Annotated in this window: 14 protein-coding genes; 6 read left to right on the top strand and 8 right to left on the bottom strand. The window is 54.4% G+C overall.

The genetic code is table 11. The features are described 5' to 3' along the window. The first annotated feature begins 6 nt into the window (after positions 1-6). Positions 7-1086, top strand: coding sequence for an alanine racemase (gene alr / locus AC27FC_RS18620; protein WP_094935056.1), 1080 nt, complete (start codon positions 7-9; stop codon positions 1084-1086). A 51-nt stretch (positions 1087-1137) separates the two neighbouring features. On the opposite strand, the gene AC27FC_RS18615 is transcribed toward alr, so the two are convergent. Continuing rightward, positions 1138-2268, bottom strand: coding sequence for an ENY2 family protein (locus AC27FC_RS18615; protein WP_032662597.1), 1131 nt, complete (start codon positions 2266-2268; stop codon positions 1138-1140). 317 nt (positions 2269-2585) lie between these two features. Here AC27FC_RS18615 and AC27FC_RS18610 point away from each other — a divergent pair, with 317 nt between their 5' ends. Continuing rightward, positions 2586-3179, top strand: coding sequence for a response regulator transcription factor (locus tag AC27FC_RS18610; protein ID WP_224435039.1), 594 nt, complete (start codon positions 2586-2588; stop codon positions 3177-3179). A gap of 85 nt (positions 3180-3264) precedes the next feature. Here AC27FC_RS18610 and AC27FC_RS18605 read toward each other — a convergent pair whose 3' ends face one another. The 6 genes from AC27FC_RS18605 to AC27FC_RS18580 all read right to left on the bottom strand — a co-directional run bounded on the left by AC27FC_RS18605 (position 3265) and on the right by AC27FC_RS18580 (position 6214). Further along, positions 3265-3555: a hypothetical protein gene (locus AC27FC_RS18605; RefSeq protein WP_032662594.1), complete on the bottom strand. Its 291-nt coding sequence runs from the start codon at positions 3553-3555 to the stop codon at positions 3265-3267. Continuing rightward, positions 3556-3963, bottom strand: coding sequence for a hypothetical protein (locus tag AC27FC_RS18600; RefSeq protein ID WP_033144411.1), 408 nt, complete (start codon positions 3961-3963; stop codon positions 3556-3558). Positions 3964-4028: 65 nt separating this feature from the next. After that, positions 4029-4511, bottom strand: coding sequence for a ribonuclease domain-containing protein (locus tag AC27FC_RS18595; RefSeq protein ID WP_094935055.1), 483 nt, complete (start codon positions 4509-4511; stop codon positions 4029-4031). An 18-nt stretch (positions 4512-4529) separates the two neighbouring features. Continuing rightward, on the bottom strand, positions 4530-4979 hold the full coding sequence (locus tag AC27FC_RS18590) for a lysozyme (protein ID WP_048976345.1): 450 nt from the start codon (positions 4977-4979) through the stop codon (positions 4530-4532). Then, positions 4979-5581, bottom strand: coding sequence for a DUF2589 domain-containing protein (locus AC27FC_RS18585; protein ID WP_094935054.1), 603 nt, complete (start codon positions 5579-5581; stop codon positions 4979-4981). The genes AC27FC_RS18590 and AC27FC_RS18585 overlap by 1 nt, the downstream gene beginning before the upstream one ends. A gap of 75 nt (positions 5582-5656) precedes the next feature. Further along, a complete protein-coding gene (locus AC27FC_RS18580) occupies positions 5657-6214 on the bottom strand; it encodes a DUF2589 domain-containing protein (protein ID WP_023334176.1) in 558 nt (185 codons plus the stop codon). A 206-nt stretch (positions 6215-6420) separates the two neighbouring features. Between AC27FC_RS18580 and tyrB the strand changes: the two genes are divergently transcribed. From tyrB to AC27FC_RS18560, 4 genes are all read left to right on the top strand, one after another. Continuing rightward, a complete protein-coding gene (gene tyrB, locus AC27FC_RS18575) occupies positions 6421-7614 on the top strand; it encodes an aromatic amino acid transaminase (protein WP_064672985.1) in 1194 nt (397 codons plus the stop codon). Positions 7615-7831: 217 nt separating this feature from the next. Next, on the top strand, positions 7832-8545 hold the full coding sequence (aphA, locus tag AC27FC_RS18570; RefSeq protein WP_032662578.1) for an acid phosphatase AphA: 714 nt from the start codon (positions 7832-7834) through the stop codon (positions 8543-8545). A 113-nt stretch (positions 8546-8658) separates the two neighbouring features. Next, positions 8659-9075 carry a secondary thiamine-phosphate synthase enzyme YjbQ gene (locus AC27FC_RS18565; RefSeq protein ID WP_094935052.1) on the top strand — a complete coding sequence of 139 codons (417 nt, stop codon included), beginning with the start codon at positions 8659-8661 and terminating at the stop codon, positions 9073-9075. 2 nt (positions 9076-9077) lie between these two features. Beyond that, positions 9078-9431: an MmcQ/YjbR family DNA-binding protein gene (locus tag AC27FC_RS18560; protein WP_094935051.1), complete on the top strand. Its 354-nt coding sequence runs from the start codon at positions 9078-9080 to the stop codon at positions 9429-9431. A gap of 3 nt (positions 9432-9434) precedes the next feature. Here the strand turns inward: AC27FC_RS18560 and uvrA are convergent, their stop codons facing one another. Then, positions 9435-12257: an excinuclease ABC subunit UvrA gene (gene uvrA, locus AC27FC_RS18555; protein ID WP_042718374.1), complete on the bottom strand. Its 2823-nt coding sequence runs from the start codon at positions 12255-12257 to the stop codon at positions 9435-9437. Between the last annotated feature and the right edge of the window lie 195 nt (positions 12258-12452).

The following is a 12452-nucleotide window of genomic DNA, read 5'->3' as shown; positions in this document are numbered from 1 at the left end:
ATTCAAATGCAAGCGGCAACTGTTGTTATTAACCGCCGCGCTCTGCGACACAACCTGCAACGTCTGCGTGAACTGGCGCCTGCCAGCAAGCTCGTTGCAGTCGTGAAAGCGAACGCTTACGGACACGGTCTTCTTGAGACCGCGCGAACGCTCCCCGATGCCGACGCCTTTGGCGTCGCCCGTCTTGAAGAAGCCCTCCGCCTGCGTGCGGGCGGCATTACTCAACCCATTTTGCTCCTCGAAGGCTTTTTCGAAGCCACAGATTTACCGACCATTGCTGACCAGCATCTGCACACGGCGGTACATAACGAAGAACAGCTAACCGCACTCGAAACCGCCGAACTGAGCGAGCCGGTGACCGTCTGGATGAAGCTCGACACGGGCATGCATCGTCTGGGCGTGCGTCCGGAAAGCGCGGAAGCGTTTTATCAGCGTTTATGCCGGTGCAAAAACGTGCGCCAGCCGGTGAATATCGTCAGCCACTTCGCCCGCGCCGATGAGCCCGAGTGCGGTGCGACCGAGCGCCAGCTGGATATCTTTAACACCTTTTGCGAAGGCAAGCCGGGGATGCGCTCGATTGCGGCATCCGGCGGTATTCTGCTGTGGCCGCAGTCGCACTTCGACTGGGCGCGACCGGGCATCATTCTCTACGGCGTGTCGCCGCTGGAGAACAAACCCTGGGGGCCGGACTTTGGCTTCCAGCCGGTCATGTCGCTGGTCTCTAACCTGATTGCCGTGCGTGACCATAAAGCGGGCGAGCCGGTGGGCTACGGCGGTACCTGGACCAGCGAGCGTGATACCCGTCTCGGAGTGGTGGCGATGGGCTATGGTGACGGCTATCCGCGCGCCGCGCCGTCGGGTACGCCGGTTCTGGTCAACGGTCGCGAGGTGAAGATCGTCGGCCGCGTGGCGATGGACATGATTTGTGTCGATCTGGGGCCTGAAGCCCAGGATAAGCCCGGCGACGATGTCGTGATGTGGGGTGAAGGTTTGCCCGTCGAACGCATTGCTGAAATTACGAAAGTGAGTGCTTACGAACTTATCACGCGCCTGACGTCAAGGGTTGCGATGAAGTACATCGACTGAGACTCGCAGATAGTCGTCCAACGGCATTAGCTGCCGTTGGACGCGTAACGCTTATTTCAACACGTTATAGATCGCCTGATTAGTCAAATAATCCGACGCGAGCCCTGACTCCGGACTGAAGCGCGAACCCTGGATGGACGAGAACCGTTTTCCGGTGCTGCCCAACGAGACATAACGCTCCCCCCCATCGTTTTCCGAAATGGTGTACACCGTTTTCTGCATTTCGGCGAATAGCGGAGCGTTACGCTGAATGGCCTGATGCAATTCCAGCAGCTGCACTCCATCCAGATTGAGCTTTTTATCCAGCGTGACGCCCCATCTTTGCAGGCAAACTTCGGCGAAATGACGCACGATCGTGCCGGGCTCATGGACCACTTTTTCCCCGCTATTCCCATTGGCCGAAGCATTCCCTACCAGCGTAGCGTGGCGACCAGACATGGGATAAATATGGACTTTTGTCGCGCTATCGGTCTGTGGAATGACGCACGAGAAACCTTTTGATCGCTCATGTCTGGCATAGAAAGCCACATACTCCTTCACGTTGCTGCCCAGAGTGACTTTGTCCGCCTGGAAATTACCCATACCCGGAACCGGATCGACCGCAAAAATATTCACCGGAATCGTCGTTAAAAGGGGATCGGCAAGCATTGCATTGGCAAGCATATGGCAGCTAATTCCGCCCCGGCTCCACCCAACAAGGTTCACCTGAGTGGGCAGGATCTGACCCTGGCGGAAGGTTTTGATGATTTGCTGCTGCAGCGCCTGCTGGGTCACTTTACGATCGCCATAGTCATATTTGCGCCACCAAAATGAGCCGGTAACCTCAACGTCCTGAATCGGTACACCCGCCTTTTTAAGCTGCTCATAGTTTTCTTTTGTGAGCTTCTCACGCTGCCAGTCAACGTGTCCTTTGATAATATTGATCGCATGCTGAACATTCTCATTCCAGCCGCTGCCCAGAAGCTGGGCGCGAAGCTGAGAATATTCTCCGCTTTTGACCCAAAGCTCATCGCTTTGTAGATTGCCGCTCCCCGGACCATCAAGAATGACCCATTCGGCGAACTCTTTACCCTTGTTATTGGCTGCCAGAGAAGAGATGAGCTCGCCGTTCCAGTAATTAGCATGAGACTCATCAAATTTATTAGATCCAGTACCACAGAAATACACTGTTAGTATTGTCATAAATGACCTCATTGAAATATTAATATGTAGGTGGATGGCACGCGTGCAGTAAAATAATAAGTGCCAGCAATATTTCTGGGAATATGCTATTGAGCCCAGGATGTTTTTAATAACGATAAGATCGTTCTTAATTAAATATGGCTATGTTTAATGTGTAGTACTGCTTAACTTTTTGCTTTGGATATATGACATTTGCCTTATGCCGAATGCTGTTTTTACAGTTTTGTAATAGCACGCATACTTAATTTCGGAATAAGTTGGTTAAATAACCTAAGAAAATAGATTTCACACGGGGTTATGCTACGATGAATATATTAATGATCGATGAATTACCGATCTTCATTCACGGTATGAAAACAGAGCTGGAACGCGTCATGCCGGAATGCACTGTTTTTGCAGCGAGCAATTTTGAAGATGCACACGCAATTTTAACCTCTATGCCGGTCAGCATTATTTTGCTGGATGGTGAAATGAAGTGCCGTGATTTTATCACTAATTTGATGACAAACTGGCCTGAGCTACCGATCGTGGTGATGTTACGAAAAACGACGGATAAGATATTCAACTTCTACATCCGCCAAAGCATTAAGGGCATTTTTACCAAGGATCTCCCCGCCGAGAAAATCAGCCAGATACTTTGTATGGTCTCCTCGGGGGTGGTCTGTTTTCCGGAGCAAGCCGTGGTCCAGCGAGAACAACCCACTGGCGGGTTGCCGATCTACTCCCTGAGTCGTCGGCAGAAGGAAGTTCTTAAGCTGCTGGCGAATGGAGGAACAAATAAGCAGATCAGCCGGCAATTGAATATCAGCGCAGGTACGGTCAAAGTGCATCTGGAATCCATCTTTCACCGACTACAGGTCAACAATCGGACGCAGGCCGCAATGCTCTATTTTAAATATATGTCTAATTAGCCGATTTTCAGCAAAGCGAAGGGCTGCAGTCAAAATGCGTTAAAAGAAAAGCGCAACAGACAGACCTCTGTTGCGCTTTGTTTTTTTAACGGTACTGAGATTTGAAATAATATATCACCACCACCAGCGTTCCGAAGTCCTGCAATAGCCAAAATGGAAAGCTGTCACTCAGTATATCAGCACCGGTAAGAATAAATTTCATGTTTAAGCTGCTCTCACCAAAAAAACCAAAGGCGAGGGCGGCTAAGCCAATTTTACACATTACCGGCAGGGCATGGACTCTTCGGCTATAGGCGGCAAACAAAATCAGCAGCGATGTTATCAGGTCGACGAAGATAATAAAGGGAAGCACCCAGCCATTCATTATGTTAAGCATTTATTCTCCATCGGGTTTGTTGTGGGTTAAATCAGGCGGAGAAAGTGATTCATGTCTGACTTTACTTTTGATGACGCTTGCAACATCAAAAATATCGCGCTGTTCATGCCGGCGAAAAAAGTTTGCCAGCCAGACGATCAGGCCATTACTCATTGCCCCGAGGATATACCCTAAACCAAGCGTGATATCGGCCTGATTAAGGTCTATCTTTAACCAGCGGGCTGCTAATCCACCTAATGCGACGGCCGCGCCCATGCTGATTCCACCAAAAATAATGCCTGCCATAAATCGGCTGTGCTGGTGCAATCGCTGCGGTTGCCAGAAAAACGAGATACTGACGCCGCCAAATAAACCTGAAAAAGCCAGCAAGGCTTCACTGATGAGGGTCGGGAGATAGATGTCAGACATACGTTCATCCTCTGCAAGGATAAATCCCCTCGGAAAAGGGGATTTATTATCGTAACGGGCGCTTATTATTGGCAGGGATCCAGCTCAACAATATGCTGATACTTATCGGTCGTAATAAAGCGCTGTTGCCCTGACAGGCTGTAAATCAAACGCTTGGGAGAGCGATACCCCTTCACGACATCGATATCCGCGCTAAGCCAGGGCTGACTGGAAGGAAGAGCGCGATCGCTGTATTTATCGCCACCGATCCATTTTTGATTGGTGGGTTTAAGACCCCAAAGCGATTCGCTTTCACTTCCCGACCAGCCGAGGCGTTTGGCCTCATCCGAGGTAATATAGCGGTCGGGCAGGCGCCCAAAATTTTTTATATGACGAAGCGTTGTCGCCAGATCGGTCACGTTATTGACGGGCACCATACCCTGAGAAGATAAAAAGGTGTTGGCTTCCTTTATTTCCTCTTCGCAGGTTGGCATGGCGGCGGTTGCCTGTAACACGTTGAATAACGAAACAGACAGTACGGCCATTTTCACTATGTAAAGTGGTTTCATTGTAATTTTCCTGTTGAATTAACTAAGAAATAGCTTCATTTCCGCCTCGCGGCGTCGGGTAAGCCCGGTCAAAACCTTACCGCCTGCCTTATTCCAGCTTTTGAACTGCAGTGCGGCGCCCTGGATATCGCCTGCGTTGAATTTTTTGAGCAGCGTGGATTTCTTTAAATTGCCCACGCCAAGGTTGAAGGCGAACGAAACCAGCGCGTCGAATTGGTTCTGCGTCGAAGCGTTGTTCAGCAGTTTTTTCACGCCGTCCTCGGTGCGTTTCAGATCTTTGCGCAGCAGATCTTTGGCTTCACCGGTGGTAATTTTGGTGAGCTTTTCCATCTCCTCTTTGAGGATCAAATGGCCGTAGCCGATGGTCCATAAACCTACGGCATCGCGATAACGCTCCAGCCTCAGCCCTTCAAACTGGCAAATAAGCTGAATGCCCCTGTCACCTGTACGTTCTGGTTGTTTTTGCATTACGGAGTCTCCTCTGCTTTCGGGCGGGGAATCACCTTGTTGGTGTATTCGTCAATCAAACGCATGACGCTTTCCGGTGGCTCAAGTGCGGTAAATTGCATCTCTACATCGACGTGGCGGCTGTCACGCCCGCCTTTGTTATCGCTGGAAGGCGAAAGGCTGACGTGAAAGCGGCCAAATTCGTTTTCACCGGACTGGCGGGAAGGCGCCTGCATGCCTTCCGTACGGATCGTCAGGTTGACCTTCATCTTTTCCAGCATCAGCCCGCGCGGTGTCGAAAGCGCGACTAAGGGCAGGTCAAAGTAGTGCTTTTCATCCAGCGCCAGCTGTACCGTGCGTGGAATTAACGAACCGTCTTCTGCGGGTTCGAAAAAGGGATCCAGCGCCTTCATATACTGCTGAGCAATCAGTTCGTTGGCCGCAGTGGCCGCGTACTGCATCCCACGCGTGATATCTTCAAGCGAGATCGGCACGCCGGGAATATCGGCTGGAGGCGATGGAAGCGTGTTTTCCTGTACCGGCGGCGTGCCTTCATCCTCTTTGCCCGCACTGTTTTCCGGCTCCTCATCCTTGCCGCCGCGCAGCCATTTTTTAAAAGACATATTTCGCTCCTGGAAAAAGGGCTACCCGGGTAGCCCCTGCGTTACGGAATCGCACGTATGTCGCGGCGTGGAAGATTATTGCGCGGCGACAGGCTTGGTTTTGGCGTTGGTCAGGTAATCAATCACGCGCTGCAGAGCTTCAGGTGGCTCCTGGCGTTTAATCTGGGTATGAATGGAATATTTCGCGCGTGTATCGGTCGAACGGGTCTGCTCCGATTTATGGGAGACCTTGCCGGTCATTTTCGCTTTGAAAACGCCCCAGCCGACGGACGCTTCCACGGAGGCCTCCGCTTCGGTGCTGCTGGAACTGGCTTCGCTCTGGCTCACTTCCAGCTCAAAGTCGATGGTACCGTCCTCGATACAGATGATGGGGTGGGTGACCGCCGCCAGGAGCGGAATACTCATCTTGCGAGTCACGCTGCCTTTATTGACCCCCTGTTCGTCTACCACGGTTTCGTCGTAATCGAACTCGATCGCGACAGCTTTGCCGTCTTTAATACAGACGGAGAGCAGGAAGTCGGTATAGGCCTTACTCGCCTGGACCTGTGCTTTGATCATCGCCTGCAGCGGACCGCCGATCATATGTTCCAGCGGCAGGGCGTTAATAACTGAACCAATAAATTGTGAATCCATGATGTGAACTCCTTGAATCAGTGAATGCGCGGTTGCGCAGGAGCCACATTACGAAAAGCGAGAAGGGGAAAATATTGGGTAAATGTCATGGCGAGAGGACGCAAAAAACCTATGCCGATCGCAGGATAATCTTAAGGGGTGGTGTTGAGTGATATTCCGGTTTATTGTTGAAATCCCTGCCTCATCGAATTCCGGAGAACCATCGCGTGTTTCAGAAAGTTGACGCCTATGCCGGCGACCCTATCCTCTCCTTAATGGAGCGTTTCAAAGAAGATCCTCGCAGCGACAAAGTGAACCTCAGCATCGGTCTGTATTACAACGAGGATGGCATCATTCCTCAATTAAAAGCCGTTGCCGAAGCCGAAGCGCGTCTGAACGCTGTTCCACACGGTGCTTCTCTTTATCTGCCGATGGAAGGGTTAAACGCCTACCGCAACACCATCGCTCCGCTGTTATTCGGTGCCGATCACGCGGTGCTCGCGCAAAAACGCGTGGCGACCATCCAGACGCTGGGCGGCTCGGGTGCGCTGAAAGTGGGTGCAGACTTCCTGAAAAAATACTTCCCGGATTCAGGCATATGGGTCAGTGACCCGACGTGGGAAAACCACGTTGCGATCTTCGAGGGCGCAGGTTTCAACGTGGCGACCTATCCGTGGTTCGACGGTAAAACGAACGGCGTACGCGTTGAAGCGCTGCTGGAAAAACTGAACACCCTGCCGGCGCGCAGCATTGTGCTGCTGCACCCATGCTGCCATAACCCGACCGGGGCAGATCTCACCAACGCCCAGTGGGATGCGGTGATTGAGGTACTGAAGGCCCGCGACCTGATTCCGTTCCTCGACATCGCCTACCAGGGCTTTGGCGCAGGTATGGAAGAAGATGCTTACGCCATCCGCGCCGTGGCCAGCGCCGGGCTGCCAGCGCTGGTCAGCAACTCCTTCTCTAAAATCTTCTCCCTGTACGGTGAACGCGTTGGCGGTCTGTCCGTGGTCTGTGAAGACGCCGAAGCGGCGGGTCGCGTCCTGGGCCAGCTGAAGGCGACGGTGCGCCGTATTTACTCCAGCCCGCCAAACTTTGGTGCGCAGGTGGTGGCGACGGTTCTCGGTGACGAACAGCTGAAAGCGTCCTGGCTTGCCGAAGTGGAAGCGATGCGTAAGCGCATCCTGTCCATGCGTCAGGAGCTGGTTAACGTGCTGAAAGAGGCCGTGCCGGGACATAACTTCGACTATCTGCTCAAGCAGCGTGGGATGTTCAGCTATACCGGTCTGAGCGCGGCGCAGGTCGATCGCCTGCGGGAAGAGTTCGGCGTCTACCTGATCGCCAGCGGCCGTATGTGCGTGGCGGGCCTGAATGCCAGCAACGTTCATCGCGTGGCGCAGGCATTTGCTGCTGTGATGTAAGCGCTTACCAACCGGCCCTCTCCCCGTGGGAGAGGGCCGGGGTGAGGGCATCAGGCCGCACAAATACGTTGCCCGGCATTCTGTGATCGTCTTCTTTTTATTCCGCTTCATAAGCAAAAACTCCTTCCCTTCACCTCCCGCTGGGGTTATGGTCGGATAGTTTTTTGACCATCCGCTCAAATTAAAACGATAACAAACTGAATATTCAGGGGAAAATATGCGCAAGATCACACTGGCGCTCAGCGCCGCCTGCTTATTGTTCTCGCTTAACAGCGCCGTCGTCGCGCGAGCTTCTGCCCCGACGCCGCTTTACACCGGCACCACCGCCGCCATTCTCGCCGAGCAGGCGCCCATTCACTGGGTTTCCGTGGCCCAAATCGAAAACAGCCTGATTGGCCGCGCGCCAATGGCCGTGGGCTTTGACATTGACGATACCGTGCTGTTCTCAAGCCCCGGCTTCTGGCGCGGGAAGAAAACGTATTCACCCGACAGCGAAGCGTATCTGAAGAACCCGGAATTCTGGGAAAAAATGAATAACGGCTGGGACGAATTCAGCATCCCGAAAGAAGTTGCCCGTGCGCTTATTGCCATGCACGTGAAGCGCGGTGATAGCATTTACTTTGTCACCGGCCGCAGTCAGACCAAAACGGAAACCGTCTCGAAAACGCTGCAGGATGATTTCCAGATCCCGGCGACCAGCATGAATCCGGTCATTTTTGCCGGTGACAAAGAAGGGCAAAACACCAAAACCCAGTGGCTGGAAAAGAAAAATATCAAAGTATTCTACGGCGATTCGGATAACGACATCACCGCCGCGCATGACGTGGGAGCCAGAGGGATCAGGGTGTTACGTGCTTCTAACTCGACCTATCGACCGCTGCCGATGGCCGGAAAGTTTGGCGAAGAGGTGATCGTCAACTCGGAGTATTAAGTACCCAGCAGCGTGTTTGACTCTTTTTTAATCAAATCTCGCTGCTGCGGGTTTTACCTTTCGTCTTCTTGCTGCACACTTAGAAAGATTCATCTTTCATCACGGAGCAGCACATGTGGTACCAACAGACCCTGACCTTAAGCGCTAAACCACGCGGATTTCACCTGGTGACGGATGAAGTCATCGGGCAACTCCGCGACCTGTCGCGGGTGAAAACGGGTTTGCTGCATCTGCTGCTTCAGCACACGTCCGCCTCTCTCACGCTTAATGAAAATTGCGATCCCACCGTCCGGTCCGACATGGAGCACCATTTTCTGAAGAGCGTCCCGGACAACGCGCCTTACGAGCATGACTATGAGGGGGCGGACGATATGCCTTCGCATATTAAATCCTCCCTGCTGGGCGTATCGTTGATACTGCCGGTTCACAACGGGCGGCTGATGTTGGGAACGTGGCAGGGGATCTGGCTGGGAGAGCATCGCATTCACGGTGGTTCGCGTAAAATTATCGCCACGCTACAAGGGGAATAAAGATGACAATTTCGGAGATACTTCAGTACTGCATGAGCAAGCCCGGCGCGGCGCAGAGCGTCCACAGCGACTGGAAAGCCACGCAGATTAAGGTGGGAGATGTCCTGTTTGCGATGGTGAAAGAGGTGGAAGGCCGTCCGGCGGCGTCGCTGAAAACCAGCCCTGAACTGGCGGATTTGCTACGCCAGCAGCATGATGACGTGAGGCCGAGCAAGCACCTCAATAAGGCGCACTGGAGTACCGTCTATCTGGATGGGTCGATTCCAGGCTCGCAGATTTACTACCTGGTGGACGCGTCCTATCAGCAGGCGGTTGAGCTGCTGCCGGAAACCACCCGACAGCAACTCTCCGTGTGACAATTACAGCAACGGTTTAAGGAAGCGCGCGGTGTGCGAGGCTTCGCACTCTGCAACGGTCTCTGGCGTACCGGAGACGAGAATTTCACCGCCGCCGCTGCCGCCTTCCGGACCGAGATCGACAATCCAGTCCGCGGTTTTAATCACGTCCAGGTTATGCTCGATGACCACGATGGTGTTGCCCTGGTCTCTGAGCTGATGCAGAACCTCGAGCAGCTGCTGGATGTCGGCAAAGTGCAGGCCGGTGGTCGGCTCGTCCAGAATGTAGAGCGTCTGACCGGTGCCGCGTTTTGACAGCTCACGCGCCAGCTTCACGCGCTGCGCTTCACCGCCGGACAGCGTGGTTGCCGACTGCCCAAGACGAATGTAGGTCAGGCCTACGTCCATCAGCGTCTGCAGCTTACGCGCCAGTGCAGGCACAGCGTCAAAGAACTCGCGCGCCTCTTCAATGGTCATGTCCAGCACTTCGTGGATGGTCTTGCCTTTGTACTTAATCTCCAGCGTTTCGCGGTTATAGCGTTTGCCTTTGCACTGGTCGCACGGCACGTAGATATCCGGCAGGAAGTGCATCTCAACCTTGATCACGCCGTCGCCCTGGCACGCTTCGCAGCGGCCGCCGCGAACGTTAAAGCTGAAACGTCCTGGCGTATAGCCGCGGGAGCGCGCTTCCGGCACGCCGGCAAAGAGTTCACGTACGGGCGTGAAGACGCCGGTATAGGTTGCCGGGTTAGAGCGCGGGGTACGGCCAATCGGGCTCTGGTCGATGTCGATAACTTTATCGAAATGCTCCAGACCCTGGATGTCGCGGTACGGTGCAGGCTCGGCCAGCGTCGCGCCGTTCAGCGCCGTCTGCGCAATCGGGAACAGCGTATCGTTGATCAGCGTCGATTTACCGGAACCGGACACGCCGGTGATGCAGGTAAACAGGCCAACCGGCAGCGTCAGGGTGACGTCTTTCAGGTTGTTGCCGCGCGCGCCGGTCAGCTTCAGCACTTTTTCCGGATCTGCCGCTACGCGCTGTTTTGGCACCTCAATCTTACGCTTGCCGCTCATGTACTGGCCGGTCAGCGATTCGGGTACCGCCATGATGTCCTTCAGCGTTCCCTCCGCGACCACCTGGCCGCCGTGCACGCCAGCGCCTGGGCCAATGTCGATGACGTGGTCGGCCGCGCGGATCGCATCTTCATCGTGCTCGACCACAATTACCGTGTTGCCGAGGTTGCGCAGGTGAACCAGCGTCCCGAGCAGGCGCTCGTTGTCGCGCTGGTGCAGGCCGATGGACGGCTCATCCAGCACGTACATCACGCCGACTAAGCCCGCGCCAATCTGGCTCGCCAGACGGATACGCTGGGCTTCACCGCCGGAGAGCGTTTCTGCCGAGCGGGAAAGTGTCAGGTAGTTCAGGCCGACGTTCACCAGGAATTTCAGGCGATCGCCAATCTCTTTCAGCACTTTTTCGGCGATTTTCGCGCGCTGGCCGGAGAGCTTCAGATTGTTGAAGAAGTCCATCGCATGGCCGATGCTCATGTCTGAGATGGTCGGCAGCGCGGTGTTTTCCACAAACACGTGGCGCGCTTCGCGACGCAGACGCGTTCCTTCACAGGTGGCGCAGGAGCGGTTGCTGATGAACTTCGCCAGCTCCTCGCGCACCGCGCTGGATTCGGTCTCTTTGTAGCGGCGCTCCATGTTGTGCAGCACCCCTTCGAACGGGTGGCGGCGCACGGAGGTATCGCCGCGATCGTTCATATACTTGAACTCGATGTTCTCTTTGCCGGAACCGAACAGGATCACTTTATGCACGTTCGGGCTCAGGCTCGCCCACGGTGCTTCGACGTCAAACTTGTAGTGCTCTGCCAGCGATTTCAGCATCTGGAAGTAGTAGAAGTTACGCTTGTCCCAGCCGCGAATGGCCCCGCCCGCCAGCGACAGCTCCGGGTTCTGGATCACGCGGTCCGGGTCGAAATACTGCTGGACGCCCAGGCCGTCACACGTCGGGCACGCGCCCGCCGGGTTGTTGAATGAGAACAGGCGCGGCTCGAGCTCGCGCATGCTGTAGCCGCAAATCGGGCAGGCGAAGTTGGCGGAGAAGAGCAGCTCTTCCGCTTTTGGGTCGTCCATGTCGGAGACCACGGCCGTGCCGCCAGAGAGTTCCAGCGCCGTTTCAAAAGATTCCGCCAGGCGCGTGGCGAGATCGTCGCGTACCTTAAAGCGGTCAATCACCACTTCGATGGTGTGCTTCTTCTGCAGCTCCAGCTTTGGCGGGTCGGACAGGTCACACACCTCGCCGTCGATACGGGCGCGGATATAGCCCTGGCTTGCCAGGTTTTCCAGCGTTTTGGTGTGTTCGCCTTTTCGCTCTTTAATGATCGGCGCCAGCAGCATCAGGCGTTTGCCTTCCGGCTGCGACAGCACGTTATCCACCATCTGGCTTACGGTCTGGGCCGCCAGCGGGACGTCGTGGTCCGGGCAGCGCGGCTCACCCACGCGGGCATACAGCAGACGCAGGTAGTCATGAATTTCGGTAATGGTACCGACCGTTGAACGCGGGTTATGCGAGGTGGACTTCTGCTCAATAGAGATAGCAGGGGACAACCCTTCAATGTGGTCGACATCCGGTTTTTCCATCAGCGACAGGAACTGACGCGCGTACGCAGAGAGCGATTCAACGTAACGACGCTGTCCTTCGGCATACAAAGTGTCGAAAGCCAGTGAGGATTTGCCAGACCCCGAAAGCCCGGTCACGACAATGAGTTTGTCGCGAGGGATTATGAGGTTGATATTCTTGAGATTGTGGGTGCGGGCGCCCCGAACTTCGATCTTATCCATTCACCTTTCCCGGTTGGAACACGGATTGCCTGATTTGTTTGAAGGACAAACGGCTGTCAGAAACGGCTAATTATGACACAATTTGACCTGTTTGAATATACAGTATTGGAATGCATTTTCTGATTGGCTGTGTAACAATGTAGAGTCCGCGAGAGATTTCTGAACCGACTACGCAACTATGCAAATTGCCGCGTG

This window comes from Enterobacter sp. C3_dUdeg (assembly GCF_057536195.1).
Note: the sequence above shows the minus strand (reverse complement) of the source record. Positions and strands in the feature narration are given on the sequence as shown.

What these genes read in the sequence shown, in the direction of transcription:
- AC27FC_RS18590 (WP_048976345.1), bottom strand. Translation starts at nt 4,979, where the DNA reads ATGCAAAAACAACCAGAACGTACAGGTGACAGGGGCATTCAGCTTATT.
- AC27FC_RS18595 (WP_094935055.1), bottom strand. Translation starts at nt 4,511, where the DNA reads ATGAAACCACTTTACATAGTGAAAATGGCCGTACTGTCTGTTTCGTTA.
- alr (WP_094935056.1), top strand. Translation starts at nt 7, where the DNA reads ATGCAAGCGGCAACTGTTGTTATTAACCGCCGCGCTCTGCGACACAAC.
- AC27FC_RS18565 (WP_094935052.1), top strand. Translation starts at nt 8,659, where the DNA reads ATGTGGTACCAACAGACCCTGACCTTAAGCGCTAAACCACGCGGATTT.
- AC27FC_RS18610 (WP_224435039.1), top strand. Translation starts at nt 2,586, where the DNA reads ATGATCGATGAATTACCGATCTTCATTCACGGTATGAAAACAGAGCTG.
- uvrA (WP_042718374.1), bottom strand. Translation starts at nt 12,257, where the DNA reads ATGGATAAGATCGAAGTTCGGGGCGCCCGCACCCACAATCTCAAGAAT.
- AC27FC_RS18560 (WP_094935051.1), top strand. Translation starts at nt 9,078, where the DNA reads ATGACAATTTCGGAGATACTTCAGTACTGCATGAGCAAGCCCGGCGCG.
- AC27FC_RS18615 (WP_032662597.1), bottom strand. Translation starts at nt 2,268, where the DNA reads ATGACAATACTAACAGTGTATTTCTGTGGTACTGGATCTAATAAATTT.
- AC27FC_RS18585 (WP_094935054.1), bottom strand. Translation starts at nt 5,581, where the DNA reads ATGTCTTTTAAAAAATGGCTGCGCGGCGGCAAGGATGAGGAGCCGGAA.
- AC27FC_RS18605 (WP_032662594.1), bottom strand. Translation starts at nt 3,555, where the DNA reads ATGCTTAACATAATGAATGGCTGGGTGCTTCCCTTTATTATCTTCGTC.
- AC27FC_RS18600 (WP_033144411.1), bottom strand. Translation starts at nt 3,963, where the DNA reads ATGTCTGACATCTATCTCCCGACCCTCATCAGTGAAGCCTTGCTGGCT.
- AC27FC_RS18580 (WP_023334176.1), bottom strand. Translation starts at nt 6,214, where the DNA reads ATGGATTCACAATTTATTGGTTCAGTTATTAACGCCCTGCCGCTGGAA.
- aphA (WP_032662578.1), top strand. Translation starts at nt 7,832, where the DNA reads ATGCGCAAGATCACACTGGCGCTCAGCGCCGCCTGCTTATTGTTCTCG.